Here is a 26,417-nt window from a genome sequence, read left to right on the forward strand (position 1 = left end):
AGAGTTGAACGTGACATCAATTGGAATCCAACTGGCAGGGTGAAGGAGAATATGTGCCAACAACAGCATACGCCAGCGCTGCGGCCGCAAACAGTGCTCCAGCAATGCTGACGCCGGTCCAGGCAGCGATCGGAAAGATCCACGCGCCGATGAACGAGCCGCTAGCGGCCCCAGCAAAATTGCCTGCCATCATGGCTGCGGTCAGACGGCTTCTTTTCTCGGGAGCCAGGCGATATACCGCACTCATGTTGGCGACATGAACGCCCTGTATGCCCATATCAAGCAGCACGGCGCCGATAATCAGTGCGATTACATGTTGTTGGCCGAGCATGATTGGGAGCCATGAAAGCAGCAGCAACATCAAGCCCAAAATGGTCGCGCGATTGCCTAAACCACGATCGGCCAGGTGTCCAAATGGTCTGGCAGCCATGGCGCCAGCGGCGCCAGCCAAACCAAACAGACCAATAGCAGTATTGGAGTAACCATGCGGCGGCCCCGCAAGCAGAAATGCCAATGGTGTCCAGAAAACACCAAACGATGCGAACAGGAACACACCTATCAAGGCACGCGAACGCAATATAGATTCGTCTATGTAGAGATGAAACAATGACACAAGCAAGTCTTTGTAGCTGAGATCCGTTGCGCTCTTAGACTTTGGCAACACTAACCTGAGCATGAGTGAAGCAGCCAGCATCATTATGGCGGCAAGCCAGTAAATAGCTCTCCAGTTATACAGGTCGGCGACGATGCCTGCCGCCACGCGGGCCAGCAATATTCCAAGAAGCAATCCTGCCATGAGTGTTCCGACCACGCGTCCCCGCTCATGCTTCGTCGCCAGGGTAGATGCAAATGGAATAAGAATCTGTGCAGCTACCGACATGCATCCTGCAAGGGCCGTACCAAAAAGCACAACGGCGATGCTACTGGCGGAGGCCGTGACCATCAAACCAATCGCTGCCATAACACTCATGGCGACAATCATGTTGCGGCGTTCCAGCACATCTCCCAACGGCACAAACAGCACAAGCCCGGCCGCGTAGCTCAATTGCGCCACAGTGACTATGCTGCCAGCTGCGGCGGCCGACAGGGAGAATTGTTCGCCCATGCTATACAACAGAGGCTGCGCATAGTAATTGCTGGCGACCGTTAGTCCTATAGCGATTGACATGAGTAAGACCATGGATGTCGTCATTTTCTGCTTGACTAACGATGTTGCCGTTGGTTTTGATGACGTTGATTCCATGTCTGCTTCCTGTCAGTTTATTGGTTCGATGTTACGTACCTGTAACTGGGGAGGCAATGTGTACAAGCTGATTTGTGTTATCCCGATTCGGCATACCCCCGGCCCCCACATTGCGCCGCTCGTGCTCTATCAACCACTGCTTGCGCGCAAGACCGCCGCCGTAGCTGGCCGGCCCGCCATTTTCATCTATCATCCGGTGGCAGGGAATGACGATAGCCACACGATTGGCAGCATTGGCACTGGTCATTGCTTGAACGAGCTGTGGCTGTCCGAGTTTCTCTGCCTGCTTGTCATAGCTAGCGGTGCTGCCATAGGGAATTGCTCGCAACGCTAGCCACACCGACCGCTGGAAGTTGCTGCCGGGCGTGTCGAGCGCTAGTGCGAACTGTTGGCGGGTACCCGCAAAGTATTCGCTGACCTCGAGCTCGGCCTGGCGGGTGTGCTGGTTTTCGCCGGTCAAGATGCGCGCCTGCAAGAGCCTTTGCAGATCCTTAAACTTGGTCTCCAGCATACGTCGGTCGACGAATTCCAGTAGACAGATGCCGCGCGCGGTTGCGCAAGCGAACATTGGCCCCAAAGGCGTGGTAAAACGATGAATGAGAATGACATGGGCGGCTTCCGTCGGTGCTCCTCCGGTCAGCTTCTTGCAGGTGTAAGCAAAACCGCTGAGTGAGTCGTAGCCGCTATCGAACGCAGTATCAGTCGCGCGGCGACCGGCCCTCAACTCTTCTAGAGCCGTATTGATTCTCAACGAGCGCTGAAAAGACTGAAAACTCATACCATGGTGTGCTTGAAACCATCGCCGGATGCGCTCTGGGCTAAGACCACGCTGCCGGAGCTGGCAGTCGCTCAAGCGCTCTTTGGGGTGTTGGCGCACCCAGGCAATGGCCTCGGCGACATCGGGTGGCGCGGTGTGGGCGTTCTCCGTCGGTTTGCATACCTTACACGGCCTGTAACCGGCATCAAGGGCTTCCTTGAAGTTGGTGTAAAACACCACATTTTCGCGCTTGGGTTTGCGTGCGCGGCATGTGGCGATGCAGAACACGCCTGTTGTCTTCACTCCGACGTAGAAGATGCCGACATGATCAGCCGCCCGATCGAGCAGTGCACGGTAGTAGGCATCAATTTCTTGGACATCAGTGACCAGCATAGGCAAATACCCGTTGAAAAGATTTCTCTTCGCGCACGGCGACAAACAGTTGCAGAAGGGTCTGCTGTATGCGACTGTGCAGGAAATTACCCATGCTGATGCGCTTGACGCCTAGCGTAGTGAGCTTTTCAACTGATGGTAAATTCGGCATGCACATCACGTTCAACGGCAGAGATACGCCAGCCACGATAGTCGCGATATCAGTCTCGTCGGTGACACCGGGTACAAACAGGCCATCGGCGCCGGTGGCGGCATAACACCGGCCGCGGCTGACTGTTTCCGTAAGTGCATTCGCAATGCCCAGTAGGAAGGTATCGGTGCGTACATTGAGGAACAATTCCACGCCGGCCTCCTTCAATCCAGTGCGGATATCAGCAAGACGCTGTACGAAGACGTCAACGTTCAACAATTCTCGCATACCGTTGCGCACCACACTATCTTCCAAATTGACTCCGACCACGCCCATATCCGTCAATTTGAGTAGATTATCCACCACCTCACTTGCTGTCTCGCCATAGCCGGCTTCTACGTCAACGGTTAGTGGCAGGTCAGTTACGGCTTGTAAGCGAGCGACCAGTGTTTTCAGATCAGCAAAACTCACACCCTCGCCGTCGGCATAGCCCAAAGTATCGGCGATGGCCGCACTGGAAGTGCCAATGACGGCATAGCCTGCGGATGTCGCCGCACGGGCACTCGCGGCATCCCATACGTTGGCGAGCAACAACGGTTCGGCTTGTTGATGTAGTTGGGCAAAGTTCATGAATAACTCCTGGTTAGAATGTGGCGCCAGTATGTCTGTTTGCCCCTTTGTTCTACAACCGAAAACCGGACGAGTATTTCTTTGCTTGCATACTAGTTGGCGGTAGGTACGCGTCCCGTGTTGCCTGACTAATGCGGTGCTATTATGGCAAGAAGGCTTGCACGATCAGTGATTCCGCATCAGCTAGAGGGCCGAGACAACGGGTGGCGAGGCCGTCGAAATAGGCTAGCGGATCAATAATATCCTCAGGCGTAAAGACGCCGCGACGATCGCCAAAGCCGCTGGCGAACAAGGGCAGAGTCATGGCGAGGGGGATGCTCGTCGCGCCTGCCATACCATCGGGAATGACCACCTTCAGGTGTGCGCTTGAGATCATGGCTCGCCCTTCGCGTCTGCCCCGTGCCCAGGCAAACAGCTCCGGTGGCGAGGGATCTGCATTGCGCTGCGCTTTACTTAGAGCGGTGCCTTGAACCTTATCAAGTTCAAGCGCAGCGCATTCAACGGACATGATCCCCTTGTCAATGAGGGAAGCGATCATTTTCAGATCACGGAAATCCTGGTCTGGGCCGATCATGACGTTTGCGCAAGTGGTGAGCGATGGAAACGCACGAGGCAATGTGACAGCCTCGGGGTGGCCGACTGTCCAGACGGGCAGCTCCCCGTAGCCAGGGTAGGCAATGATGTGCCGCTGCAGCGGTTTTACCTGGCGCAGTTGGCCTCTTTCCTGCTGCCTGATGGTACCTGTGAGTTGCTGTAACCAATGCACTGAAGCCGCGCTCGGTTTCCGCGGCTTGACCCGCGGGGAAGGCGTTGATGATTGATCGTTTCCGTCGACGATAGACCAGCCGGTGAGTAGTTCCTCGGTCTGGTCGAGGCTGGATGCTGCAACCATTGCAAGCAAATTGGTCAAGCCCGGACTGGCGCCGATGCCGATGATGGCGACAACGTTGTTTGCTTTGGCTAAGCTATCAAGCTGGAGCATCTCCAGCGTGGGCTCCCAATCATCGCAAATGTCTGCGTAGTGCTTACCCGCAGTGATAACGGCATGGAGAATAGGGACACCAAAGCGATAGAAGGGGCCTATGGTGTTGAGAACCACGTCGTGCGCGGCAAGCAGGGGATGCAGTTCACTCGGGGCGGTCGCATCACATTGAAAGGCTGCACCTTTGCTGCCCAAGCTATTTGCCACGGCAAGGGCCGCCTTGTGGTTCATGTCTGCGACAGTCACTGTTTCGACGAAGTCATAGCTCGCCGCTTCACGAGCGGCAATGCGCCCCATTTCGCCGCCACCGCCTAATATCAATACCTTCATTCTTTTCTCCTGTCTAAACTGTTAATAAATGGCGTTCAAGTACCGCATTGAGCTCTCTCAGATTCCTCAGATGAGTGGGGCTTCGCGCGCGGCCGCTTTACTGCGTAACCTCGTTCCCTGGAAGGTGATGCTCGTCGGCGTCCTTGCGATCTTGGTCAGTCACCGATGTCAGACGTGCCAGTTTTGGAGCGAGCCATAGCCTCAAGTCATCCATATAGGTGAAGATCACGGGAACAAAAACGAGACTCAGTAAGGTTGAGGTCATCAAGCCGCCGATTACCGCCACCGCCATGGGGGCACGGAAGCTTGCGTCGGCGCCGCTACTGAGCAAGGCCGGCACCATGCCTGCTGCCATGGCGATCGTGGTCATGACGATGGGGCGCGCCCGCTCAGCGCCAGACTGCATCAATGCCTGGAACCGTATCATCCCTTCGCGTCGCTTTTCGGTGGCGAACTCGACAATGAGGATAGAGTTTTTGGTCACAATGCCCATGAGCATTAGAATGCCAATGACAGCGGGCAGGTCCAGCGCAGCCCCGTAGAGAAGAAGACCACCCAGAGCGCCGCCGATCGAGAGTGGCAGAGCGGTCAAGATGGTAATCGGCTGTAGGAAGTCCTTGAACAACAGTACCAGTACCGCGTACACCATCAACACGCCAAAGCCCATGGCCAAGCCGAATTTCGTGAACATCTCATTCATGTATTCCGTATCACCGTACTCTGCGCGCGTAATGCCTGGAGGCAGACTGAGCGCGACGGGCAGCAGGCCGATACGGTCCTGCGCGGTGCCCAGTGTGGTGCCCGCAACCAAGTCGGCATCGACGGAGATGCGGCGCAGGCGGTCGAATCGATCAATGCGCGCAGGTCCCGCGCCAAAGTTCACATCGGCCACCGAGTGCAAAGGAATACTCTGGCCATCGATGGTAGGTACGCGCAGCTGGCGTAGTGTTTCCAGCTCGCTACGCGTTTTTGTACTCAGCGCGACGCGGATAGGCACTTGACGATCCGCAAAGTTGAAACGCGCGGAACTCGCATCGATCTCTCCTACCGTGGCAATGCGCATGACGGTACCTATGCTCTGCGGCAATGCCCCCGCGCGCGCTGCTTCGATCGGCCGCGGCCGGATCAACAGCTCCGGACGAAGCAGGGGCTCATTGACCTGTACATTGCTAATTCCTGGCACGCCCTTCATTTGCTTTTGCAACGCATGGGCCGTTTGCGACAATTTTTCGGGGTCGGCGCCAAGCAGGATGATGGATACATCCCGCGAATCGCCTTCTGCTTTGAAAGAAAAACGCATGTCCGGGAATTGGCTCAGTGTCTGTCGCAAGGTGTGCTCAAACGCTTTTTGGCTGATATCGCGCTTGTTTGCCGGCGTCAGCCGGACCAGCAGGGTCCCCGCACTGGTGCCATCCTGACCGCCAGCTGTGGCAAACACGGCAGCGACTTCCTTGTGCTTGCGCACCTCTTTGGTGATGGCCTGCAGCCTTGCGTCGGTTTGCTTCAACTGCGACCCCGGGGGAAGCGCGATACTGATCTGCGCCAGGCTTTGATCACTGACAGGCATGAAGCCCGTAGGCAACAAGGGTATCATCAGCAGTGAGGCGGCCAGGAAAGCACCAGCGGAAACGAGCGCCAGACCGCGATGCGTCAATGCCCATTCCAGAATTGCCAGATAGCGTCCCATCAAACTACCGGGCCTGACCTGCGCGTCAGTCCCGGGCTTGAAGGACGAACTTGGCTGCAGCAGATATGCTGCCAGCAACGGCGTTGCCAGGCGCGCCACCAGCAGCGAGGCCAGTACGGCAACGGACACCGTGATGCCAAATTGGGTGAAGTACTTGCCTACGTAGCCGCCAATGAAACTAACCGGAAGGAATACTGCGACGATGGTGGCCGTAATGGCAACGACTGCAAAACCGATGGCATCCGAGGCGTCAATGGCCGCCTGAAACGGTCGCTTGCCCATGTGCAAGTGGCGCTCAATATTTTCGATCTCAACAATGGCGTCATCGACGAGGATGCCGATTACCAACGTCAGGGCCAGCAAGGTCATGCTGTTGAGAGTGTAGTTTAACTGAGCCATCACGGCAAAAGTCGGCAAGATGGACAGCGGCAGCGCAATAGCGGCCACCAGCGTCGCCCGCCAGTTGCGCAGGAAGAAAAAGACGACCAGTACTGTCAGCGCTGCCCCTTCGACCAGGGTCATCATCGACATCTTATAGCTGGCGCGGGTATAGTCCACGAGGGAGATGATTTGCTGAATCTGCACATCGCCATAGGTTTTTTGCAACTTGGCAATGGCTGATTCCACCCCCGATGCAACCACGGTGTCGCTGGCGCCTTTGCTGCGAAATACCGAAAATCCGACAACTTCGCTGCCATTCAGCCGCGCCCGTTCACGTGCTTCCCCACTACCGTCAGTCACGCTGGCCAGGTCAGACAGCACGCTCCAGCGGCCATCCGTCAAGGCGATGGGGCGTGCCGCGAGTTCAGCAACGCTTGCCGCACTGCCCAGGGAGCGTATAGCCAGTTCCTGGCCTTTTAAGATGGTATGGCCACCGGGCACATCAATGTTTGACTGGACAATCTGCGCATTGACCTGGTCTGCGGTGATGCCGAGAGCTTCAAGCCGGTCTGGCTTGAGTTCAACGCGGACCTCCCGATTGACACCGCCGAGGCGCTGCACTTTCTGTACGCCAGGTGTTGCCAGTAACGAGCGGCTCACCGTGTCATCAACGAACCAGGACAATTCCTGCGGTGCCCGCGACGTCGAGCTGATGGCATAGTAAAGAATGGCGCCACCTTCAACATCGACCCGCGAGATGAGTGGCTCCAGTATGTTCTGTGGCAAGTCCGCACGTACATTGGACACCGCATCGCGCACGTCGTTGGTCGCCCGATCGGGATCAATACCCAGTTGGAACTCGACGGTCGTCAGTGAGACCCCTTCGCTCAAAGTGGACGTAACGTGCCGAATCCCGGCCATGCCGGCAATGGCACCTTCGACACGGCGTGTGACGGCGTTCTCCAGTTCGCTTGGAGCTGCGCCCGGCTGGGTAATCGCCACGGTGACGACAGGGAAATCGACGCGTGGATTGGAATTGATCGGCAGACCGACAAAGGCGCTCCAACCCGCAATTGCCAGAAGCAAGAACAGCAGCATGGTCGGTATGGGGCGGCGGATAGCCCAGGAAGAAAGCTGAAGATTCACAGAATGTCATCCTTCTTGTCCACAATGCTCACGACATCGCCATCGCGCAGGAAGGCCGAGGCGGTGGCCACCACACGTTCACCGGTTTTGAGGCCGGACCTGATCTCCATCAGGTCCGTGCCGCACATGGCGACCGTCACCTGACGACGTATTACCTTGCCGTCGTCATGCACCAGCATTACTGATGCCTGCCCCTTGTCAGTGATGGTTACCGAGCGGGAAGGCAAGGCTACCGCCAGGGATTTTCTGCCCAGTTCCAGTTGCGCTAGCGCAAACGCGCCGGTGCGTAGCTCACTGTGTGGATCGGCCAGGACAATCCGAATTTTGCCAAGCCTGGACTGGGGATCGATCCTGGGGGTGACTAGACGCACGTGGCCGGCGATAGGCCCAGGCTGACCGGCAACGCTAACGTGTGCAGCTGTTCCTTGGCGCACGCGCGCGAGGTCACCTTCGGCGATCTCGGCTTCGAGTTCGAGCTGTCCGGAGCGAACCAAGCGGAACAAGGGTTCGCCGCTTGCGAGCGCTCCGGCACGGGCACCACGTTCGACGATCAGTCCGTCCGCCGGTGCATGCACCCTTGTCTTACCCAATTGGCTACGGCTTTCGGCCAGGCGCGCAAGCGCTTGATCGATATCAGCGCGTGCCACCTGCAGGCTGGCCAAAGCAGATTCTGCCTGTGCTCGGCGTTCGTCGACTTGCTGTGCACTGACCGTACCAATGCCCAGCGGTTCGATGCGTTGAAAACTGGCTTGGGCTTCGCGATGCGTGGCACGCCTCTCACGTAAGGTGGCGCGCGCGCTGGAAAGTGCGGCCTCAGCCTGACTTACCTGGGCCATGAGCCCCGTACTTTCCAATTCGGCCAGCAATTGACCTTGCCGAACCGTGTCCCCCATCTCCACCAGCACACGGACGACACGTTGGTCCTGAAGGGCAGTTCCGATGGCGATCTCATCACGCGCCACCAGCGTGCCGCTGATGCGGGTGGTTTGTATCCATTCCGCTGGACTGGCGACGACAACGCCTACCTGGATGGGCGGTGTGCTGGACGGTGCGCTCGATTGTGCTGGCCAGAGTGCCCAGACAGTCAGCAAGGCGAGCATTGTGCCAATGCCTGCGATAAGGCGGTAGCGTTGGCCACGCGTGCGCGTGACCCCGGTATTCGATGAGCGATTCATAGGCTTCGCGGTTGCAAACAACCGATGTGAGGAAGATGGGAAAAATGAATGAGTAGAAAGCGGCGGATCATCTGCATTACTGCCGGAGCATGGGCGCTCGAATGAAATACAGGATCCAACGCGGCACGGCCGATTGCTCCATTGATGAGCGAAAGGAAGCAATTGGCGACTGATCCAAGACTCAGTTCTGGGGCTATCTGAGGCGTACTGCCAATAGGGGATAGCCTTTTTTCAAGCCGCCAGAGTGTTGACGATACGATCACATCGGGTTCATGCACCAGTCGCGTAAAGCGTTGTGCCGCCTTACGTCCGCCTTTATGAACGATCGCTTCGAGCATGGCCGGCTTGCTTGGAAGGTAATGAAAAAACTTGCCCTCGCTCATGCCGGCGTTCTCGCAAATGGCAGACCTGGAACTGGTATGGCAGCCGCTATGGGCAAAGTAAAAAAATGCTGTCTCACGGGGCCGACAGCGTTCGGATTTATGTTTTTAGGAATCATTTTTTTCGTCAAATATCTCATTTTTGAATTGCATCAATGCTGAATCTTTATTAGACTGATTACTCGATCTATTATTGATGCAACTGAAATGCATGTCAATCAAAATCAATCAAGGGACTTGGAATGAAGAAAAAACTGAACTTTCAGCTTGGACGAACGACGTTGGCATGCTTGCTCAGTGCCTGCCTGCTCGCTGGCTGCGTGTCGCTTGGCCCATTGCCTGACAAGAGCATGCCCGTACAGGGGGATTGGACCCGTCGAGGCAGCGTTGAAAATGCCCCTGGGACCGATCCGGCGACCTGGTGGGCTGCCTTCAACGATCCCGTGCTCGATACATTGGTGGCACAAACCTTGGCACAAAATTTATCAATAAAACAATCTTTATATCGCTTGCAAGCCGCCCGCGCATTGCTACTGCCCGCGCTTGCGCAAGGCCGCCCGCAGATCAATGCGGGCGTCACTGCCCGCCGCGAACAGCGACTGTCCGGTAACGGCAATCTTGGTGCTGAAGCCGGTGAGCAGAGAGGCGGGAATACCAACTCGGCCGATAATATATCCTTGCTTCGCGCGGAGCCGCGTGCCAGTGGCTACTACCAGATGGGTTTTGATGCAGCATGGGAAATGGATCTGTTTGGCCGTGTTGCTGCCAGTGGGGAGGCCGCCCGCAGCGCCGCGGGTGTCGCCTTGGCGGATGCACGTATTGCAAGGGTCTCCGTCGTTGCAGAGGTTGTGCGCACGTATATTGAACTGCGCGGTGCCCAGCGTCGGCACGTCTTGCTTACGGAGAATGCGCACGACCAAGAGCATATGGTGGCTATGGTGCTGGAACGGCAGAAGTCGGGCATTGCAAGCGATTTCGAGAACGATCGGCTGGTCGCCGGCGCTGCTGAGATGATGGCGCAACTGCAATTGCTTGAGCAGTTTGTTCGGCAAGCGGCGCAACGCATTGCCATACTGACGGGGCAAGCCGCAAGCGATGAGCGCTTGCCTGATGTGATGCCACAGCCCATGGCGGAGAGGCTCACGCTCAGATTGTTGCCGGCAGATGTCGTTAGAGTCCGTCCTGAAATTCAGCGGGCAGAGCATGCGGTGACGCAGGCTGGTGCAGAGCTGGGTATTGCCGTGGCAGATATGTATCCACGTCTGACCTTGGTAGGAGATCTTCTTGCAAGTAGTAACTGGATCGGTACGCCGCTTCCAGGGCGTTCCACCAATGCCAGTTTGGCCATGTCGGTCAACATACCGTTGCTGGACTGGGGCGCGCGTCGCGGCGTCGTCAATGCGCGTGAAGCGGCCTTGGCGGAAGCAATTGCCGGCTACCAAGAGGCCGTACTCGAAGGCATCGAAGAAACTGAAAATGCACTTACCGCGATCGAAACTGGCCGTCGCCGCGCGGTGCAGGATGCCAGGCGTCTTGAGGCGGCCCAGCGCTCCAAAGCAAACGCCCAATTACTGTATGAACGTGGTGTTGTGAACATGACTGAGCTGCTCGATGCCACTATCGCCTTGCGGCAAGCGCAAATGAGCAGTGCTGAATTGACGGAACAGCGGGCACTTGCAGTGGTGGCGCTGCACAAGGCAGTGGGAGGGGCAAGCCTCGATCCTGCTCATCGCATGGACACGCGTGCGAGGACCCGGGCTCCCGACGCATCATGAAGGCGCTTACCTTGTCCGTGATGTTGATATTGATGACAGTCTGCGCGCAAGCAGAATTGAGCGTGGCCACTGCAAGAATGGAAGCAGCGCATGCAGAATGGCTGAAAGCGTTGCGTGGACAATGCAAATTGCGTCCGCCAACGCTGCGCCTGAGGCGATTTCGGCTGCTGTTACGAATAAATCCTCTAAGCTGCCAAGGCCAGGAATCGAAACGCACAAAAAAGGCGAACACGTGCCAAGGGGCCGGCACTGACTATCATCGGCGCTATCGTCGGATATGACACACTGTCTGTAGCGGCGATACAGTCCGGCGTTACGCTAGCGGTCACGGCGGGGCACCTCGCCAGCCGGACGCTAACGTTCGGGCAAAGCGCAATATGCAGACAAACCCGCAAAATAGACGCAAGGCCTATGGCATGTGTCGTCATCTTAGTGGTCAGCATTCGACATTCCAAGCATCAATGCCAATGCCAGGCTTCCGCACTCCAATCTTCTATTTTAAGTACCCTCATGGTCCCCAAATCGAATGTCAATAAGTATTCATCTTCAATGAGCCGTTGTGTCGTTATTACAGGTTGTTCAGGTGCAGGTAAATCCACATTGCTGTCCGAACTCCAGCGGCGGGGGCATACCGTGATCAAAGAGCCCGGAAGGCGTATTGTGCAGGAGGAGATGCGTACCGGAGGGCGGGCCTTGCCGTGGCTTGATATGTCGGCATTCCTGCACAGGGTTGTCGAAATGGCATTAATTGACTATGCAGCTGCCCAGTGCGCGGAAGGGCGGTGGGTGTTCTTCGACCGAAGCATCATCGATGCGGCCGCTGCATTACAGGCGCTAGAGGGTTCGCTGCTGCTCGCACAGCTTGGAGAAAGCCATCGTTATCATCCTTGCGTATTTTTAGCGCCTCCCTGGCCTGACATTTATGTCAAAGATGCTGAGCGCCGACATAATATCGACGCGGCACTGGAAGAATTTGATAGGCTTGAGCGCGCCTACCCATCATTGGGATACGAGGTTGCGTTGTTGCCAAGGATCTGTATTCGTGAACGTGCTGATTTCGTGCTGCAGGCCTTGGCAGCTTGGTGACCTCTCATGCTACTGAAATCCCTGAGCGATGCTGCAGCAGCAACTCTCGGAGGGGGCGAGCAAAAATGCTGTTTCTGTTATGGCTGAGTAAGTCAAGACGTAACAATAAAGAACTTCGCATAACCAGAGGTTGCAGCGCTGACAGCGAGCGCAGCGCCTGAAACGACTCCCTGTAGCCTCAGGGGCATGTTGATCTCGGCGATTTTCGGGACCGCAGTTGCCATCTTTTTTGCCCGGACAGATCGTAAGCATCGCTATGTCTCTGTTCTGACCGCCCCCGAGGAAACTGGACGTTGCGATTGCAGGGGGCTCCAATGGTGCTGTAGCGTGGCATACGGCAGGCCGACGCAGCACCGGATTTTGCGCCTAGTCGCGCCAGTCCGGCGCGCACATGCCCTATCCGGGTGCGGCCCATGGCAACGCGTTATTGAGCCGCCGCTGGCTTCCAGAGTTCGGCTTGCCTTTCCATGCCCACTTTGAAACGGCGCCTCAATGTCTTGCGCGTCGAAAATCGTCAGCCGCTCATGGGGCCGTCCCAACCTTTCGGTACATGCGGTGGCCAGCGGCATTCAGAAGATTCAATTTTAGCCGCATATGGTTGAGTCAAGTAGCGCTCAGCATCGAGAGCTGCCATGCATCCTGACGCTGCCGAAGTAATAGCTTGACGATAATGCTGATCAGCAACATCGCCAGCCGCAAAAATGCCTTTGGACGAAGTTTGGGTAGTATTGCCCTTCAATCCAGATTGAATCTCAAGATAACCACTATTCATCGACAACTGGCCATCGAACAATTGTGTGTTCGGTTGGTGGCCAATTGCGACAAAAAGTCCCTTCACGGAAATATCGCGTGAACTGTTGTCCAATATCGAATTCACTCGTACGCCTGAGACACTGAAAGCGTCGCCCAGAACCTCCGCGATGGTGTGATTCCAGAGCAATTCCACTTTTCCGGCGTCGACCAAGGCAAATAGTTTATCTTGCATAATTTTCTCTGCACGCAAACTGCCGCGCCGGTGGACCAAATAGATTTTTCGGGCGATATTGGACAGATAAAGCACATCCACAACTGCAGTATTTCCACCGCCCACCACCACGACATCTTGCTCCTTATAGAAGAATCCGTCACAGGTTGCACAAGCGGAAACACCGCGCCCCTTGTACTTCTGTTCTGACTCAAGGCCCATGTATTTTGCAGTGGCACCCGTTGCGATAATCAAGGCATCGCAGGTGTACTCTGCGTTATTGCCGTTGAGTTTAAACGGGCGCATTGACAGCTCAGCATGGTGAATTTGGTCAAAAACCACTTTTGTATCAAATCGTTCGGCATGTGCCTGCATGCGTGCCATCAGATCAGGGCCTAGCAGGCCTTGACTGTCGCCAGGCCAGTTGTCTACTTCAGCAGTCGTCATCAATTGGCCACCCTGCTCAAAGCCTGTGATGACCATCGGTTTCAAGTTTGCACGGGCAGCATAAACGGCTGCAGTCCATCCGGCCGGTCCGGAGCCCAGGATGATGAGTTCGTGGTGGGTGGCCATATTCGTTATAAATTATGCTTAATAAATTCGATAACGTGTCGCTTGCCAATGGTACCAACCATATGATCGACAACCTTTCCATCTCTGAACAGCAAAATTGCTGGAACGCTTTGCACGCGGAACTTATTTGCCAACCTGTCAGCATTGTCGATATTGACTTCAGCAAAATGGGCGTCGTCCCGCAGCTCCTGTGCCACTTCATCATATACAGGCGCCATCACGCGACATGGTCCACACCATTCGGCCCAAAAGCGAACGACATGCAGGCCAGGAACGTGGGTCACCGCAAGGTCGAAATTGTTGTTATTTAATGAACTGATCATCACGCGTCTACTTTCTTAAAATTGATTGATGTCAGAATGTGTTGTCCTTAACAAAGATGCGGACCACACAATCAGTCGTTTCCCTGCCTACGTTCAAACATCATCCAGGCAGCCGGGGCAGGGCCCGGCACTTGAATGCAATGGGGATGCGCATTTATGGTCAAGGAAACGCGAGGCCCTAGGCTGCTTCTTGATAAGAATCTGTTTAGTCTTTCTTTCTTTCTTTGACCTTCTTGGCCATGGAGTTGCGGCCATAAAGGGGTAAGTCATTAGTTTTACTGTTGCTCAGAAAGAATGAGCTGGTGACTCAGAGTAGATACATTTTTGGTTTCAACATCCAAAAACTACATTCAATGGAATGATTGAATGATAGTCACGTGCAATGTTAATGTCAATGCAGTAAGCGGCCAGCCGTGCCATCGATGAATTCGTGATCTTGGCAGCAAGTGCGCAAGCCATGCCATCGCTGTTGCCGGCACTGCTAATGCCCGTAGTCGGTGCTACTGCGGCACCATGTAGACTTTTATCGCTGAAGAAGCAGTACGGCGGTATGTGATCCGAAGGCTTGCGGGAGCTCAAGCTTCTGCACGAAGAGAACGTTCGGCTGAAGAAAATGGCGGCTGGGCTGAGCCAGGGAATGGCGATCTTGCAGGACGTCGTTAAAAAAGGGGAGGGGGCGCTAAAGCGTGAGGGGGCGATCGTCTGCGCGGTGAGAATATCGTGACGGTTTACTGGTATCGTTGCCGAGCGCACGGCACCGAAATACTTGTTTGTCGACAACAGCAACGAATTGTCGGGGAAAATGCAGGATCTATGGGCCTACCACCATCTTACCAAGATCGATTTCAGCCGACCGGGCAAGCCGATGGACAACTGCTTCAGCGAAATGCACAACGGATCGCTGTGCGATTAATGTCTTAACGTTCGCCAGTCTGGAGACTCAGGCCGTCGTAGCGGCTTGGCGTATGGATTGCAATGGGATTTGGTCGCACACGGCCCTCAAAGACCAAACCCTGCTGCCCTTGCTCTGAGCGGGGTTTCTGGATGGGTAGACAATGACCATTGGCCGACCGAATTCTCGATCCTCTGGTGATGCTCCTGCCAGTCGTGGTCAGCGTCGCATCGCATCGATACGCAGGCCCGCAGCCTGCCATCCAGGAAAACCATCTTCAAGGCGTTGCGCCTTGAATCCCTTCGTCCTTAGCAGCGAAACCGCTTGAATAGAAAGTACGCAATAACGTCCACCACAGTAAGCAAGAATGTCCTGGTCGCGCGGCAGTTCGACAAAGTGCTGTTCTAGAGCCTCGGTTGGGATATTGATTGCACCGGGAATGTGTCCTTTCGCGTAGTCCTCCTCCGAGCGGACATCCAACAGCAGAACTCCTTCTTCCAGTCTGGTGATCAACTCTTCGACAGAGACACCTTCCAGGTGCTCCGAGTAGTGAATATCGCTCGATACCACACGCTGAATCTCTGCTTGCTGGAAATCGAGATAGTCGTGCAAGGCGGCAAGCATATTGGCAACTGGCCCGGTGCCAATCCGATACAGGACATGCTTGCCGTCACGGCGGGTTTGGACAAAGCCTGCGCGCCGGAGTTGCTGCAAATGCTGGGAAGTATTGGTGATGGAAAGCCCTGAGAGTTTCGTCAGGCGCTCCACCGAGCTTTCTCGCTGAAAAATGGCTTCCAGCAAGGCAAGACGATGTGCATGCCCCAGCGTTTTGGCGATGTCGGCCAGTTCGTTGAGGGTCTTGGATGGGGTCTCAATCATATTCATGGCTGCAGTCTCAGTTCTCTATTGACCTCACAATATCATCCATCTATCATTCCATCATCTAATGGAATGATGCAATGAAGAAACCTTCGAAGGAATCGGACATGACCTCGACAGCAGCTGCCCCTCAGGCCTCGTGGCGTGAGTTGTTCCACGGGCGTAATGGCTTACGCTCTATCGCGCTGGCCGGCGGAGTGGCACTGCACGCAGTAAACATCTATATCGTTACAACGATCTTGCCGACGGTTATCCAAGAAATCGGCGGCCTGGCTTACTACGCTTGGAACACTACATTGTTTGTCGTGGCGTCAATTGTAGGATCGGCTGTTTCTACCCGACTTATCGCCACAATGGGGCCCCGCCAGACCTATCTGCTTGCCTTGGCTGTGTTCTCGCTTGGCGCCGTGGGCTGCGCCTTGGCACCAACGATGCCCGTCATGCTGGCAGCCCGTACGGTGCAGGGGGTGAGCGGCGGCGTACTGTTCGCTCTCAGTTATGCCTTAATCCGGGTGGTGTTCGATTCGCACCTGTGGCCTAGGGCAATGGCGCTGGTATCAGGCATGTGGGGCGTAGCGACGCTTGGTGGTCCGGCTATTGGGGGAGTTTTTGCCCAGAACGGTCATTGGAGGTTGGCCTTCTGGGTAATGCTGCCCGCAGCACTCCTGCTGGCCCTTATCGTGGCAACCCAATTTCGCGGCAAGGAAGCTCAGGATACGGCCACAGGGCGCCTGCCGATTGCCTCCATTACATTGCTGGTGCTATCGGTCTTGGCAATTTCGATCGCCAGCCTATCGCAAAGCCTCGCTTGGAATGTGGGAGGTATCATTATCGGACTGATCATTGCCGCTCTGATTGCTCGAATAGACAGTCGAAGCTGCAACAAGTTGTTGCCTTCAGGTGCCTATTCCTTGTCAAGCCAACTTGGCGTGATCTATGCAATCATGAGTTTGCTGGTGGCAGGCCTGACGACCGAGATTTTTGTTCCCTACTTTCTACAGGTGATCCATGGTCTGACGCCACTTGTCGCTGGTTACATGACAGCGGCTATGGCGGGAGGGTGGACTCTGGCTTCGCTCTACAGTGCGACTAGCGATGACACTCGGGCGTATCGGCTGATCAGGATCAGCCCCGTCATAGTTACAGTAGCACTGACCATCCTAGCGGCAACGATACCGATTTCGACATGGCAGAACAAGGAAGCCAGTATTGTGGTTTATTGCATTGCTCTCACGTGTGTTGGCTTTGGGATCGGATTGAGCTGGCCGCACCTGCTCACGCGCGTCTTCGCGGTTGCCGCTGCTGGTGAAGAAACACTGGCATCCGCGTCAATCACGACTGTTCAGCTCTATGCAACGGCACTTTCCGCTGCACTCGCGGGCGTCATTGTCAATGGCGCCGGGTTGGCCAACCCAGGTGGAGTGGCAGGTGCCCAAGGGGCCGCCCTAGCGTTGTTCGCCTCGTTTTCTATCGCATCTGCGCTTGCCGTCCTGTTATCGACACGCGTTAAACGATGACGCTTTATTGTGGCAAGATCCAGGCAGTAACCGTGCAAATCCTTGCCGAGCGAATCATGAGCAGTCGCTCATCATTCTGAGCAATCCGTGACGGAAAAATCTGGGGATTGGGATTGCTCCCGAGTATCGTTGACGCCGATCTCGGTAAGCTGAAACTGCTGATTATGCCGGTGCGAGGTTTAAAACGTTGAAAACGACCTACGCAACGACCAAGGGTTGCGAGGCCATGTGCGCTTTACGCAAGTGACAGGCGGGAATTATCAATCTAACGGGCGAGGTCCGTAGGGTAGCCCGCATCGTCAAACGAGCTTTTGGCATCGGACTAGGAGCGCTGACGGAAGCCATCGAGTTGCTCGTCCAGGACCTAGGGGGAGCAGACTGCGTGACATCGGAGAACACGAGATCTCGTCAACTGAATCTAATTTTTGCTATACAGCCGATCAAGGAACATCTATGCAGCTGAGAAGAATCGTTCCGGAAGATTGGTCATGGATCCAGAGCTGGTTCGAGGATGAGCAGCTCAACAAGGCGCTGGGGCCGCTCGACGAGGCGTGGCTCGATCATGCCCTGCACGCCGAGAACGGCGTCCAGCTTGTTGGCGTCGAGGACAGCCTGCCCGTCGTCTTGATCGGCTGTGCCTGGAGTCCGGAAGCTGGCGGTCTCCACGGGATAACGGATATTGCTGTATCGCCGGTGTCGCGCGGGACCGGCCTCGGGCGCCGGGCAGTTGCTGCGCTCGTTCGCTGGAACTGCCATCCGCCGGCTGCGGGTTGGGTCGCCTTTGTCGATCAAGAGAACGCGGCCGCACGCGCTTTCTTCACGGAACTTACGTGGATATATCGCGGCGTCGACGACGAGATGCATCGCTTCGAGCTTCAGGTTACCTGAGCCTGGCGCGGCAAGGGACAACCCTCGGCCTCTTCGGCCGCTGGCTACAAGCTGTCACCTGGCTTTTCTTGGGGGCAAGGATTCGTCGTGCATTCCATCCCTTCTTTCCACCATCCTGTCCCCCGATTTTCGTCTTCCATCGCTGTAGTCAACCTGGCAACCCGGCTTTGGCCTATGATGGGCTGGCACATGCACGTGTGATGTTTCCCTTCATTTATCAACCATGAGGTGTCCATGATTCGCTATGTCCTGCCCGTCCTGTTGTTTGCCGGCACACTGCCGGCGCACGCCCAAGCTCCTGCCAAGGAGGCGCCGCTGATCGAGCGTGCCAAGCTGTTCGGTAATCCCAGCAAGTCCGGCGGCAAGCTCAGTCCGGATGGCAAGTGGCTGTCGTGGATCGCGCCGCGCGACGGCGTGCTCAATGTGTGGGTGGCGCCGGCTGGCGACCTGGCGCAGGCGCGGCCGCTGACGGAAGAGAAGCTGCGGCCCCTCCGCGGCAGCTTCTGGTCGCCCGATTCGACAACCGTGCTGTTCATCCAGGACAAGGGCGGCGACGAGAATTTCCTGCTCTACGGCGTGAATGTGGCAAGCGGCAAGCAGACCAATTACACGCCGTTCGAGAAAACCCGCGTGCGGATCGTCCAGATCAGCAGCAAGGTGAAGGACCGCATCCTCGTCGGCATCAATAACCGCGATGCGCGCTGGCATGACGTGTACAGCCTGGACCTGGCCAGCGGCAAGCTGACGCTGGTGCAGCAAAATGACGGTTATGGCGGCTACGTGGCCGACGAATTGCTCAACTTGCGCATCGCCAGCAAGGCGCGCGCCGATGGCGGCTTCACGTATTTCCGCATGACGGACGGCAAGGTCGACAGCGCGCCGCTGGCCGAGGTGGGCCTGGAAGACTCGCAGACGACGTCGCCGCTGGCCTTCACCGCCGACGGCAAGACCTTGTACTGGACCGATTCGCGCGGCCGCAATACCTCGGCGCTACTGGCGCAGGACGTGGCCAGCGGCAAGACCGCGGTGGTGGCGCAAGACCCGCACGCCGATATCGCCGATGCGCTGTACGACACGCGCACGGGCCGCGTGCAAGCCTATACGGTCAATTATCTGCAGCAGGAATATTTGCCGCTGACGGACGACCTGAAGGCCGACCTGGCTTTCCTGAAGAAGAATACCAAGGGCCAGTTCAATGTAACGTCGCGCACGGATGCCGACGACAAGTGGCTGGTGGGCGTCGACACCGTCACGGCGCCGCCGTCGAGCTGGCTGTATGAGCGCAAGAGCAAAAAACTGACGCAGCTGTACGTGACGCGGCCCGAGCTGGAAGGCGCGCCGCTGGTGCCCATGTATCCGCAGGAAATCAAGGCGCGCGACGGCCTGACCCTGGTGTCTTACCTGAGCCTGCCGCAGGCGTCGAAGGCGGGCGCCGGCGGCAAGGCCACGCAGGCGGTGCCGATGGTGCTGCTGGTGCATGGCGGCCCGTGGGCGCGCGACACCTACGGCTACAACAGCTATCACCAGTGGCTGGCCAACCGCGGCTATGCCGTGCTGTCGGTGAATTATCGTGGCTCGACGGGCTTCGGCAAGCAGTTCATCTCGGCCGGCGACCTGCAGTGGGGCCGCAAGATGCATGACGACCTGCTTGACGCCGTGCAATGGGCCGTCAAGAGCGGCGTGACCACTGCCGACAAGGTGGCCATCATGGGCGGCTCGTACGGCGGCTACGCCACCCTGGCCGGCATGGCGTTTACGCCGACCACGTTTGCCTGCGGCGTCGACATCGTCGGCCCGTCGAACCTGTTTACCTTGCTGCAAACCATCCCGCCGTACTGGGAAGCAGGCAAGCAGCAGTTCTACAAGCGCATGGGCGACCCGACCACGGAAGAGGGCAGGGCGCTGCTCAAGGAGCGCTCGCCGCTGAACTTTGCGCAGAACATCCAGCGCCCGCTGCTGATCGGCCAGGGCGCGAATGATCCGCGCGTCAACGTGGCTGAATCGGACCAGATCGTGGCGGCCATGGCGGCGAAGAATATCCCTGTCACCTATGTGCTGTTTCCCGATGAGGGCCATGGCTTTGCCCGGCCCGTGAACAACATCGCTTTCAATGCGGTGACGGAAAACTTCCTGGGCCAGTGCCTGGCTGGCCGCGCCGAGCCGATGGGCGCCACGCTCAAGGCGTCCACCGCGCAAGTCAAGCATGGCGCCGAGTTTGCGCCGGGACTGCAGGAGGCGATGCGCTAAGCACCCACGGCTGGCGAGTCGCCTGCGCGGGGCTTCCGGCCGTTAAAAAATGTCAACTCGACATTAATTTAATTGCAATGGGTTAATGTGCGGCCGCTCTCGCGACGGCGGCGCGCCACGCATTCTGGAGGCGGCGCGTCTGCCGCCGGCGCCGGTATTGCGGGGGGATGCCGCACGCGCCATTAGGATTGCCTTTTGATAATTTTCCCTTGGCGGCCAAGAGGCATTGCTGCCACAGCCGTTCTGTCAGGCGCGTTTGCCAGCTGTCAGAGTGTCCACGGGTGATCTTCCGCGCCGGCGACGATGCCTCCCAGCGTTGCCTGATCGCGCTCCGCATGGCTCTGGCGCAGGAACACGGGCAGGTCGGCCACCAGGCGGGCGAAGCGGGCGTCGCTGCACAGCGGGCCGGCGCCCAGCGCCCGCGTGGCCAGGTGCAGCACCAGGGTCGCCGCGTCTTCCGTTGCCAGGCGCAGGCGCAGGGCCAGTCCCATGGCGTCGCGTTGCGGGTGGCGGTCGATGTCGGCGGCCCCTTCGCGCAGCAGGGCGCCCACGGCGTGCAGCGCGCAGTCGATCTGGCCCAGCTGGGCCAGGCGCACGGCGTCGGGTGCGGCATGCTGCGCGCGCGCATGCAGGTGGCTGGCGATGGCGCAGGCGGCGCCATACCAGGCGGCCGCGATGCCGGCCGCGCCGTGCCAGAAGCCGGGGCGGCCCAGGTAGGCGCCCGGCGCGCCCACGGGAAAGGCGCGCGCGGCCGAAAAGGTCACGTCGACGCTGGCGCAGGCGTGCATGCCGACGGCTTGCCAGCCTTCGTCCGTGACGTGCACGCCGGGCTGCGCCAGTGCCACCGAAGCGAGGCAGGCCTGGCCCTCTTCATTCCAGCAGCTGAGCAAGGCATGGCTGAGGCCACTCGCGCCGGAACACCAGGCCTTGCGCCCGTCGAGCACATAACGGCCATCGGCCGCCTGCTGCAAGCGGACGCGCGCGCCCGGCATTTCCGCGCACCAGACGCCCCAGCTGCTGCCGGCCGGCGCGCCGGGGCCGTCGATCTCGGCCAGGATGGCCAGCGCATCGGCATGGCCTTCATACAGCTTGAGCAGGGAAAGGTCGATGGCGGCCACGGCGGCAAGGGCTTGCCAGCGTTGCAGGGTGGCGCCATGGCCGGGCAGCGGGAGCTGGTCCAGGCCCGCGTCGCGCAGGCGCCGCAGGCCGTCGATGGGCGCAAGCTCGCCGTCCTGCGGACGCAGCAGGGCGTTCAAGGCGGCGTGGCTGAAATCCTGGTGGGAGGCGATGGTAGTGGACGGCATGGCTAGCTCCTGTTTTTCAAGAGCTTATCTTTCTATTTTGGTAATGTCTGTTCGATTTTGCACATAGCCGTATCGGCGGGCACAARAGCATCACCGTGCTGGACGATGATGCCCCGCAGCGCTTATTTTTTCACGTAATGCATGTCCAGGACGTATGCGCCCTTGTCCAGCATCACCGTGTACAGTTCGTTGCCGCGCAAGGACAGGCCGCCGGGGATGCTTTGTGCGGCTTGCATGCCTTCGTCCCACATGCACGATTCGCCATTGTCCACGTCGACGCACCATTGCTGCTTGCCGTCCCGCAGCACATATTTCACGGTGGCGCCGCTGCGCTGGAAGGTATAGGCCGGGACTGACGAGGTGATCTTGTCGACGCGCAAGCTCGTTGCCGCGGCGTTTTCCGCCAGTTTGATCAGCATGTCGGCCGTACCGTCCGGCTTGCCCGTGATCTTCGCGCTCATGCCATCCGTCGCCACCACGGGACCGGAGCAATCGGCCTTGAAGTAGGTCTCGCCGGTCGGCGTCAGTTCCAGCGAACCGCTGCCGTCGCTCTTGAATGCGATGACGAGCTTTTGACGGTCGTGATTGTCGCAAGCCGACTGCCAGGTGCCGATGTAGGCGGCCAGTGGCGAGGTGCTGCCGGAATCGCCGGCAAGCTGCTGTGTCGTACCGCCGCCGCCGCCACAGCCGCTCAGGAGTGCCGCGGCCGAGCCGGCCAATACTGCCATTAATTTTTTCATTCAGGGTCCTTTTCATCCGGCAGCGGTGCGTGCCGTAAACGCGGCCTGATTATAGAAGTATTAATGCAGGGAAATTCTCACCGAATCTATCGCGAGCTTGATTTGGATCATATCGCGGCAATGCGCTGAAATGGTTTGACGGACTGAAGGAGGAGGCGCAACTGGCGTGCATTGCGCCGAATACGCGGCGCAATGGCTGCTGTATTGTTTGACATCGTGCGTCGCGCGCATACAGGCGCCGTCATTTTGCGAAATGGCGCCGATGGGGAGATTGCCGGCACCCGAGAAGGGCGCCGGCTGCCGCCCGCGCAGGCAAGCTTAAAACTCTTCCCAGTCATCTCCTGCCGCTGCCTTGGCCGGCGCGTGGCGTGCCGCTTGCGGCTTGGCAACGCTCAGGCGCCGGGCGGGCACGGGTGCCTCTGGCGTCACGGCGCGCGGCGTCGCCACGGCCGTCGGTACCGCCTGGCGCACCTGCTCGCCCAGCTTGAACACGCTGACCACGTCGGCCAGGTGGCTGGCCTGGTCTTGCAGGCTTTCGGCGGCCGCCGCCGCTTCCTCGACGAGGGCCGCGTTTTGCTGCGTCACGCCATCCATCTGCGCCAGCGCCTGGTTGACCTGGGCGATGCCGTCGCTTTGCTCGTTGGTGGCGACGCTGATGTCGGCCATGATGGCGGTCACCTTGCGCACGCTGTCGACCACCTGTTCCATGGTGGCGCCCGCTTCATCGACGAGCTTGCTGCCGGCCGCCACCTTGCCGACGGAATCGTCGATCAGCTGCTTGATTTCCTTGGCGGCAGCGGCCGAGCGTTGCGCCAGGTTGCGCACTTCCGTGGCGACGACGGCGAAGCCACGCCCCTGTTCACCGGCGCGTGCCGCTTCCACGGCCGCGTTCAGGGCCAGGATATTGGTCTGGAAGGCGATGCCATCGATGACGCTGATGATGTCGACGATTTTATTGGACGAGTCATTGATCGAGGTCATGGTCTCTATCACCCTGCCGACCACTTCGCCGCTCTTCTGTGCCACACTCGATGCGGAAGCGGCCAGTTGATTGGCCTGGCGCGCATGGTCGGCGTTTTCCTTCACCGTGCCCGTCAGTTCTTCCACCGAGGCGGCCGTTTCTTCCAGCGAACTGGCTTGCTGTTCCGTGCGGGCCGACAGGTCGTTATTGCCTTGGGCAATTTCCGCGCTGGCGCGCGCCACGTTGTCGGCGCTGGCTTGCACTTGCAGCAGCACGGCGTGGATCTTTTCCACGAAGGCGTTGAAACCCTTGCCGATGACGGCCAGCTCGTCCGTGCCCTGGACTTCCAGCTTGACGCGCAGGTCGGCGTCGCCGCTGGACAGGTCTGTCATGGTGCGGCCCAGCGTGCGCAGCGGGCGCGTCAGCTGGTTGACGACGAGTATCAGAATGCCGGCCGTGGCCGCCGCGCACAGCAGGGCGACGATCAGGGTGTAGGTCATCAGGTCGCGTGCCGAGGCGGTGGCCACGCTTTTCGGGAAGTTCAGCTCCACGCTCCATGGCGCGATATCCGGGTGGATCTGCAGCGGCTGCAGCAAGTGGATATAGCCTTGTCCATCCTCGTATTCATACGGTTGTCCCTGGCGCACCTTGTCCAGGCCGGCGGCCGGGATGTCGTCGGCCTTCTTGCCCAGCCGTTCGGGCGCGGGATGGCTGGCATACAGGCCGCCGTTCGAGATCAGGGCCAGCTTGCCGCCCTCGATCACCTTCAGGCCGGCCAGGATCTTCGCCAGGCGCGTGAGCATGAAGTCGGCGCTGGCCGTGCCCTTGAAGTGGCCGTCGATCATGATGGGCGCGACAAGCGAGGCCATTAGCACATCCTTGCCATCGACGGGGTAGATGTAAGGTTCCGTAAAGAAAGTTTTACCTGTGCGCTTGGGCACGTCATACCAGTCGTTGGCGCCAGGTTTCGGGTCAAAGACGATGGGTTCGACCTGCAGCTTGCCGCCGGCGCCCCGCGTCCAGTAGGGCATGAAGCGGCCGCTGGCGTCGTAATTCGGCTTCTGGTTGGCGAAATCCGCGTCCTTGCCGTCGAGCGCGTTCGCTTCCCACGTCACGGCAGCGCCCAGCAAGTCTTCCGAGCTGGTCAGGGTGGCCTTGGTCAGTTCATTGATCTGCTCGCGCTGCAGCGGCAGGCCGGCGCTTTTGGTGCCGCGCATGGCGCCGGCCAGGCCCGACACGCTGGACAGGTTGCTGGCGATGCGCGCCTGCAGCGCGCCGGCCACTTCGCGCGCCGACGTGCGCGCCAGTTCCAGGGCGGCCGCCTCGGCGCTGGCGCTGCTCTTGTAGCCGATGACGGCCGCCGTGACGCCCAGGCTGAGGATGGCCAGCGCGGTGGCGGCGACGCAGATTTTACTGTTCAGTGAGAGTTGCATGATGCTGTTCCTTGGTGGGGAGGGGTATTGGTGTCGCGGGCGTCGCGGGTAGCGCGCCTAGAAAGTCTTGCTGATGGCCAGCACGAAGGTGGCCGCGGCCGGGTTCGAGGTGTCGAACCGGCCGGCCGCATCGGGAATGCCCAGGGTGTAATGGTCGTAGGCGTCGGTGGCACCCCAGGCGCGCGTGACGGCGGCGCTGACGCTCCAGCCGCCTTCAAGCGCCCTGGTGACGCCGGCCCTGGCGTCGCGCCAGTTCCACATGGCGTTGCCGCTGCCCGCCACGCGGCCATTGCCGGCGTGCAGGTTCAGGGTCCAGGCATGGCCCAGGTCGACGTTCGCGCCCACGTCCAGGTAGCCGGTGCCGCGCGCATTGGTGATGCCAAAGAAGTCGCGCGTGACCGTGCGGTTGTACTTGGCGTACAGCATCTTGTAGCTGAGGCCCAGCGACAGCTCGCCATAGTCGTACTTGACGCCCGTGGCGCGGTAGACGGCGCCCGGGTACTTGTAGTAATACGCGAGCACGCTGTAGCCCAGTTCGCCCGCCGTGCCGCCGTAGCCGCCGTACAGATCCCATTCGACGGTGGCGTCCTGGATGTAGCGGTCGCTGACGGTGGAAGCCCAGGTGCCCAGCGACCAGCCGCTGGGGTGCGCATAGTCCAAGCCCGCCTGCAGCGCGGGCTTGCCCCAGGTCTGGCGGAACCCGCGCGAGATGTATTGCGTAGCGAGCGTTACATTGGCGCTCAGGCTCGCCGCGGCGGGGGCGTCGCCGGCGCCCGCCGTCTGCGCGTGTGCCGGCAGCACGGCCAGCAGCGTGCAGGCGCAGCAAATGAGGGAAAAGGCGGGTTTCTGGATCAGGCAAGGCATGGCAGTCGGCTCCGTAGTTTGCTGGCGGCGGCCGTCCAGGCGCGCTGCCCTGATGGTTGCAATAAATGCGGCAAAGATGCGGAAAGGACTTGTTGGCGCTCGGCTGGCGATGCAGGCATGCACGGTCGCGGACAAGCACCATGCAGCGTCATTTCAACATGCACGCATTCCCACCAAACGTAACCGAAAGGATAGGGCGTATGACTAGTGCAAGTCAATAATGTTGCACTGCGGAAATCATAAGTTGTTGTTTCCTGGCACTTTTTCAAGCGCCTGTCATGCGGCGGGCCGGCCCCGCTGCGCCGCCGTCCGCAAGGCGGCCAGCAGCCCGGGCAGGGCGCCGGACAAGGCTTGCATGCCGGCGGCCGGCAAGTCCGCCTGCGCCTCGACGAAGCCGGACGGCTGTCCCCACAGCACCTGGGCGCACAATTGCGCGCTGCTGTCGAGTCCCGATACGCTGACCAGCAGGGCCACTTCCTCGGGCTGGTCGTCCGGCACGTCCCCGAGCAGGCAGGAAATGCCGAAATGATAATCCTGGAAGGCGCTGGTCGTGCCGCTGGAAAACGCGAAGACGGAAGCGAGCAGCTGCGGCGCGCCGGCGGCAAGCTGCGGCAGGGCGGCGCGGAACAGGGGCAGCAAGTCGTTTTCCAGCTGGATCACCAGCGGATGGGTGTGGACGAGGACGGTCATGGCGGGATGGAATCATTGGCGGCGCGCGATGGTAGCAGTTTTCGCCG

Annotated in this window: 20 protein-coding genes and 1 pseudogene; 6 read left to right on the forward strand and 15 right to left on the reverse strand. The window is 58.8% G+C overall.

Annotated elements, in window-relative coordinates; all coding sequences use genetic code 11:
- Positions 1-16: 16 nt before the first annotated feature.
- From CBW50_RS13270 to CBW50_RS28865, 7 genes are all read right to left on the reverse strand, one after another.
- Complete coding sequence (locus tag CBW50_RS13270) at positions 17-1,243, reverse strand: MFS transporter (protein WP_226935824.1); 1,227 nt, start codon at positions 1,241-1,243, stop codon at positions 17-19.
- Between the two features lie 31 nt (positions 1,244-1,274).
- Positions 1,275-2,393 carry a bifunctional transcriptional activator/DNA repair enzyme AdaA gene (locus CBW50_RS13275; protein WP_086146005.1) on the reverse strand — a complete coding sequence of 373 codons (1,119 nt, stop codon included), beginning with the start codon at positions 2,391-2,393 and terminating at the stop codon, positions 1,275-1,277.
- Positions 2,380-3,153 (reverse strand): isocitrate lyase/phosphoenolpyruvate mutase family protein, encoded by a 774-nt coding sequence (locus CBW50_RS13280; protein ID WP_086146006.1) that lies wholly within the window; start codon positions 3,151-3,153, stop codon positions 2,380-2,382. The genes CBW50_RS13275 and CBW50_RS13280 overlap by 14 nt, the downstream gene beginning before the upstream one ends.
- Before the next feature lie 142 nt (positions 3,154-3,295).
- Positions 3,296-4,465, reverse strand: a complete 1,170-nt coding sequence (locus tag CBW50_RS13285; protein ID WP_086146007.1) for a saccharopine dehydrogenase family protein — start codon at positions 4,463-4,465, stop codon at positions 3,296-3,298.
- A gap of 97 nt (positions 4,466-4,562) precedes the next feature.
- Positions 4,563-7,679, reverse strand: a complete 3,117-nt coding sequence (locus tag CBW50_RS13290; protein ID WP_086146008.1) for an efflux RND transporter permease subunit — start codon at positions 7,677-7,679, stop codon at positions 4,563-4,565.
- Entirely contained in the window at positions 7,676-8,779 is a 1,104-nt protein-coding gene (locus CBW50_RS13295; protein ID WP_172404758.1) for an efflux RND transporter periplasmic adaptor subunit, read from the reverse strand. The genes CBW50_RS13290 and CBW50_RS13295 overlap by 4 nt, the downstream gene beginning before the upstream one ends.
- A gap of 71 nt (positions 8,780-8,850) precedes the next feature.
- Positions 8,851-9,237 (reverse strand): hypothetical protein, encoded by a 387-nt coding sequence (locus CBW50_RS28865; protein WP_367301826.1) that lies wholly within the window; start codon positions 9,235-9,237, stop codon positions 8,851-8,853.
- Positions 9,238-9,476: 239 nt separating this feature from the next.
- On the opposite strand from CBW50_RS28865, the gene CBW50_RS13300 reads away from it, so the two are divergent.
- On the forward strand, positions 9,477-11,009 hold the full coding sequence (locus CBW50_RS13300; RefSeq protein WP_086146010.1) for an efflux transporter outer membrane subunit: 1,533 nt from the start codon (positions 9,477-9,479) through the stop codon (positions 11,007-11,009).
- A 510-nt stretch (positions 11,010-11,519) separates the two neighbouring features.
- Positions 11,520-12,095 carry an AAA family ATPase gene (locus CBW50_RS13305; RefSeq protein ID WP_253251937.1) on the forward strand — a complete coding sequence of 192 codons (576 nt, stop codon included), beginning with the start codon at positions 11,520-11,522 and terminating at the stop codon, positions 12,093-12,095.
- A 514-nt stretch (positions 12,096-12,609) separates the two neighbouring features.
- Here the strand turns inward: CBW50_RS13305 and trxB are convergent.
- The 3 genes from trxB to CBW50_RS13320 all read right to left on the reverse strand — a co-directional run bounded on the left by trxB (position 12,610) and on the right by CBW50_RS13320 (position 15,732).
- Positions 12,610-13,632, reverse strand: coding sequence for a thioredoxin-disulfide reductase (gene trxB, locus CBW50_RS13310; protein WP_086146012.1), 1,023 nt, complete (start codon positions 13,630-13,632; stop codon positions 12,610-12,612).
- A gap of 5 nt (positions 13,633-13,637) precedes the next feature.
- Positions 13,638-13,955, reverse strand: coding sequence for a thioredoxin (gene trxA, locus CBW50_RS13315; RefSeq protein ID WP_086146013.1), 318 nt, complete (start codon positions 13,953-13,955; stop codon positions 13,638-13,640).
- A gap of 1,111 nt (positions 13,956-15,066) precedes the next feature.
- Entirely contained in the window at positions 15,067-15,732 is a 666-nt protein-coding gene (locus tag CBW50_RS13320; RefSeq protein ID WP_226935826.1) for a metalloregulator ArsR/SmtB family transcription factor, read from the reverse strand.
- Positions 15,733-15,806: 74 nt separating this feature from the next.
- Between CBW50_RS13320 and CBW50_RS13325 the strand changes: the two genes are divergently transcribed.
- The 4 genes and pseudogenes from CBW50_RS13325 to CBW50_RS13335 all read left to right on the forward strand — a co-directional run bounded on the left by CBW50_RS13325 (position 15,807) and on the right by CBW50_RS13335 (position 20,378).
- A complete protein-coding gene (locus tag CBW50_RS13325; RefSeq protein ID WP_226935828.1) occupies positions 15,807-17,243 on the forward strand; it encodes an MFS transporter in 1,437 nt (478 codons plus the stop codon).
- A gap of 125 nt (positions 17,244-17,368) precedes the next feature.
- Positions 17,369-17,598: pseudogene (locus tag CBW50_RS29960) on the forward strand (IS6 family transposase); the annotation flags it as partial.
- 98 nt (positions 17,599-17,696) lie between these two features.
- On the forward strand, positions 17,697-18,131 hold the full coding sequence (locus CBW50_RS13330) for a GNAT family N-acetyltransferase (RefSeq protein WP_086146015.1): 435 nt from the start codon (positions 17,697-17,699) through the stop codon (positions 18,129-18,131).
- A 234-nt stretch (positions 18,132-18,365) separates the two neighbouring features.
- Positions 18,366-20,378, forward strand: coding sequence for a S9 family peptidase (locus tag CBW50_RS13335; protein ID WP_086146016.1), 2,013 nt, complete (start codon positions 18,366-18,368; stop codon positions 20,376-20,378).
- A gap of 266 nt (positions 20,379-20,644) precedes the next feature.
- Here CBW50_RS13335 and CBW50_RS13340 read toward each other — a convergent pair whose 3' ends face one another.
- The 5 genes from CBW50_RS13340 to CBW50_RS13360 all read right to left on the reverse strand — a co-directional run bounded on the left by CBW50_RS13340 (position 20,645) and on the right by CBW50_RS13360 (position 26,370).
- The gene (locus CBW50_RS13340) at positions 20,645-21,682 is read right to left on the reverse strand and encodes an acyl-CoA dehydrogenase (protein WP_086146017.1); all 1,038 of its coding nucleotides are present in this window, start codon (positions 21,680-21,682) and stop codon (positions 20,645-20,647) included.
- Between the two features lie 122 nt (positions 21,683-21,804).
- Positions 21,805-22,422 carry a hypothetical protein gene (locus CBW50_RS13345; protein WP_139842502.1) on the reverse strand — a complete coding sequence of 206 codons (618 nt, stop codon included), beginning with the start codon at positions 22,420-22,422 and terminating at the stop codon, positions 21,805-21,807.
- Between the two features lie 318 nt (positions 22,423-22,740).
- Positions 22,741-24,816: a methyl-accepting chemotaxis protein gene (locus CBW50_RS13350; protein WP_086146019.1), complete on the reverse strand. Its 2,076-nt coding sequence runs from the start codon at positions 24,814-24,816 to the stop codon at positions 22,741-22,743.
- A gap of 57 nt (positions 24,817-24,873) precedes the next feature.
- Positions 24,874-25,680, reverse strand: a complete 807-nt coding sequence (locus tag CBW50_RS13355; protein ID WP_086146020.1) for a TorF family putative porin — start codon at positions 25,678-25,680, stop codon at positions 24,874-24,876.
- A gap of 276 nt (positions 25,681-25,956) precedes the next feature.
- Positions 25,957-26,370 carry a hypothetical protein gene (locus CBW50_RS13360; RefSeq protein ID WP_086146021.1) on the reverse strand — a complete coding sequence of 138 codons (414 nt, stop codon included), beginning with the start codon at positions 26,368-26,370 and terminating at the stop codon, positions 25,957-25,959.
- Positions 26,371-26,417 lie beyond the last annotated feature (47 nt).

Origin of the sequence: Janthinobacterium sp. GW458P, assembly GCF_002127585.1 — a bacterium.
Lineage (GTDB): Bacteria > Pseudomonadota > Gammaproteobacteria > Burkholderiales > Burkholderiaceae_D > Janthinobacterium.

What these genes read in the sequence shown, in the direction of transcription:
- CBW50_RS13270 (WP_226935824.1), bottom strand. Translation starts at nt 1,243, where the DNA reads ATGGAATCAACGTCATCAAAACCAACGGCAACATCGTTAGTCAAGCAG.
- CBW50_RS13275 (WP_086146005.1), bottom strand. Translation starts at nt 2,393, where the DNA reads ATGCTGGTCACTGATGTCCAAGAAATTGATGCCTACTACCGTGCACTG.
- CBW50_RS13280 (WP_086146006.1), bottom strand. Translation starts at nt 3,153, where the DNA reads ATGAACTTTGCCCAACTACATCAACAAGCCGAACCGTTGTTGCTCGCC.
- CBW50_RS13285 (WP_086146007.1), bottom strand. Translation starts at nt 4,465, where the DNA reads ATGAAGGTATTGATATTAGGCGGTGGCGGCGAAATGGGGCGCATTGCC.
- CBW50_RS13295 (WP_172404758.1), bottom strand. Translation starts at nt 8,779, where the DNA reads ATGCTCGCCTTGCTGACTGTCTGGGCACTCTGGCCAGCACAATCGAGC.
- CBW50_RS28865 (WP_367301826.1), bottom strand. Translation starts at nt 9,237, where the DNA reads ATGAGCGAGGGCAAGTTTTTTCATTACCTTCCAAGCAAGCCGGCCATG.
- CBW50_RS13300 (WP_086146010.1), top strand. Translation starts at nt 9,477, where the DNA reads ATGAAGAAAAAACTGAACTTTCAGCTTGGACGAACGACGTTGGCATGC.
- CBW50_RS13305 (WP_253251937.1), top strand. Translation starts at nt 11,520, where the DNA reads ATGGTCCCCAAATCGAATGTCAATAAGTATTCATCTTCAATGAGCCGT.
- trxB (WP_086146012.1), bottom strand. Translation starts at nt 13,632, where the DNA reads ATGGCCACCCACCACGAACTCATCATCCTGGGCTCCGGACCGGCCGGA.
- trxA (WP_086146013.1), bottom strand. Translation starts at nt 13,955, where the DNA reads ATGATCAGTTCATTAAATAACAACAATTTCGACCTTGCGGTGACCCAC.
- CBW50_RS13320 (WP_226935826.1), bottom strand. Translation starts at nt 15,732, where the DNA reads ATGAATATGATTGAGACCCCATCCAAGACCCTCAACGAACTGGCCGAC.
- CBW50_RS13325 (WP_226935828.1), top strand. Translation starts at nt 15,807, where the DNA reads ATGAAGAAACCTTCGAAGGAATCGGACATGACCTCGACAGCAGCTGCC.
- CBW50_RS13330 (WP_086146015.1), top strand. Translation starts at nt 17,697, where the DNA reads ATGCAGCTGAGAAGAATCGTTCCGGAAGATTGGTCATGGATCCAGAGC.
- CBW50_RS13335 (WP_086146016.1), top strand. Translation starts at nt 18,366, where the DNA reads ATGATTCGCTATGTCCTGCCCGTCCTGTTGTTTGCCGGCACACTGCCG.
- CBW50_RS13340 (WP_086146017.1), bottom strand. Translation starts at nt 21,682, where the DNA reads ATGCCGTCCACTACCATCGCCTCCCACCAGGATTTCAGCCACGCCGCC.
- CBW50_RS13345 (WP_139842502.1), bottom strand. Translation starts at nt 22,422, where the DNA reads ATGAAAAAATTAATGGCAGTATTGGCCGGCTCGGCCGCGGCACTCCTG.
- CBW50_RS13350 (WP_086146019.1), bottom strand. Translation starts at nt 24,816, where the DNA reads ATGCAACTCTCACTGAACAGTAAAATCTGCGTCGCCGCCACCGCGCTG.
- CBW50_RS13355 (WP_086146020.1), bottom strand. Translation starts at nt 25,680, where the DNA reads ATGCCTTGCCTGATCCAGAAACCCGCCTTTTCCCTCATTTGCTGCGCC.
- CBW50_RS13360 (WP_086146021.1), bottom strand. Translation starts at nt 26,370, where the DNA reads ATGACCGTCCTCGTCCACACCCATCCGCTGGTGATCCAGCTGGAAAAC.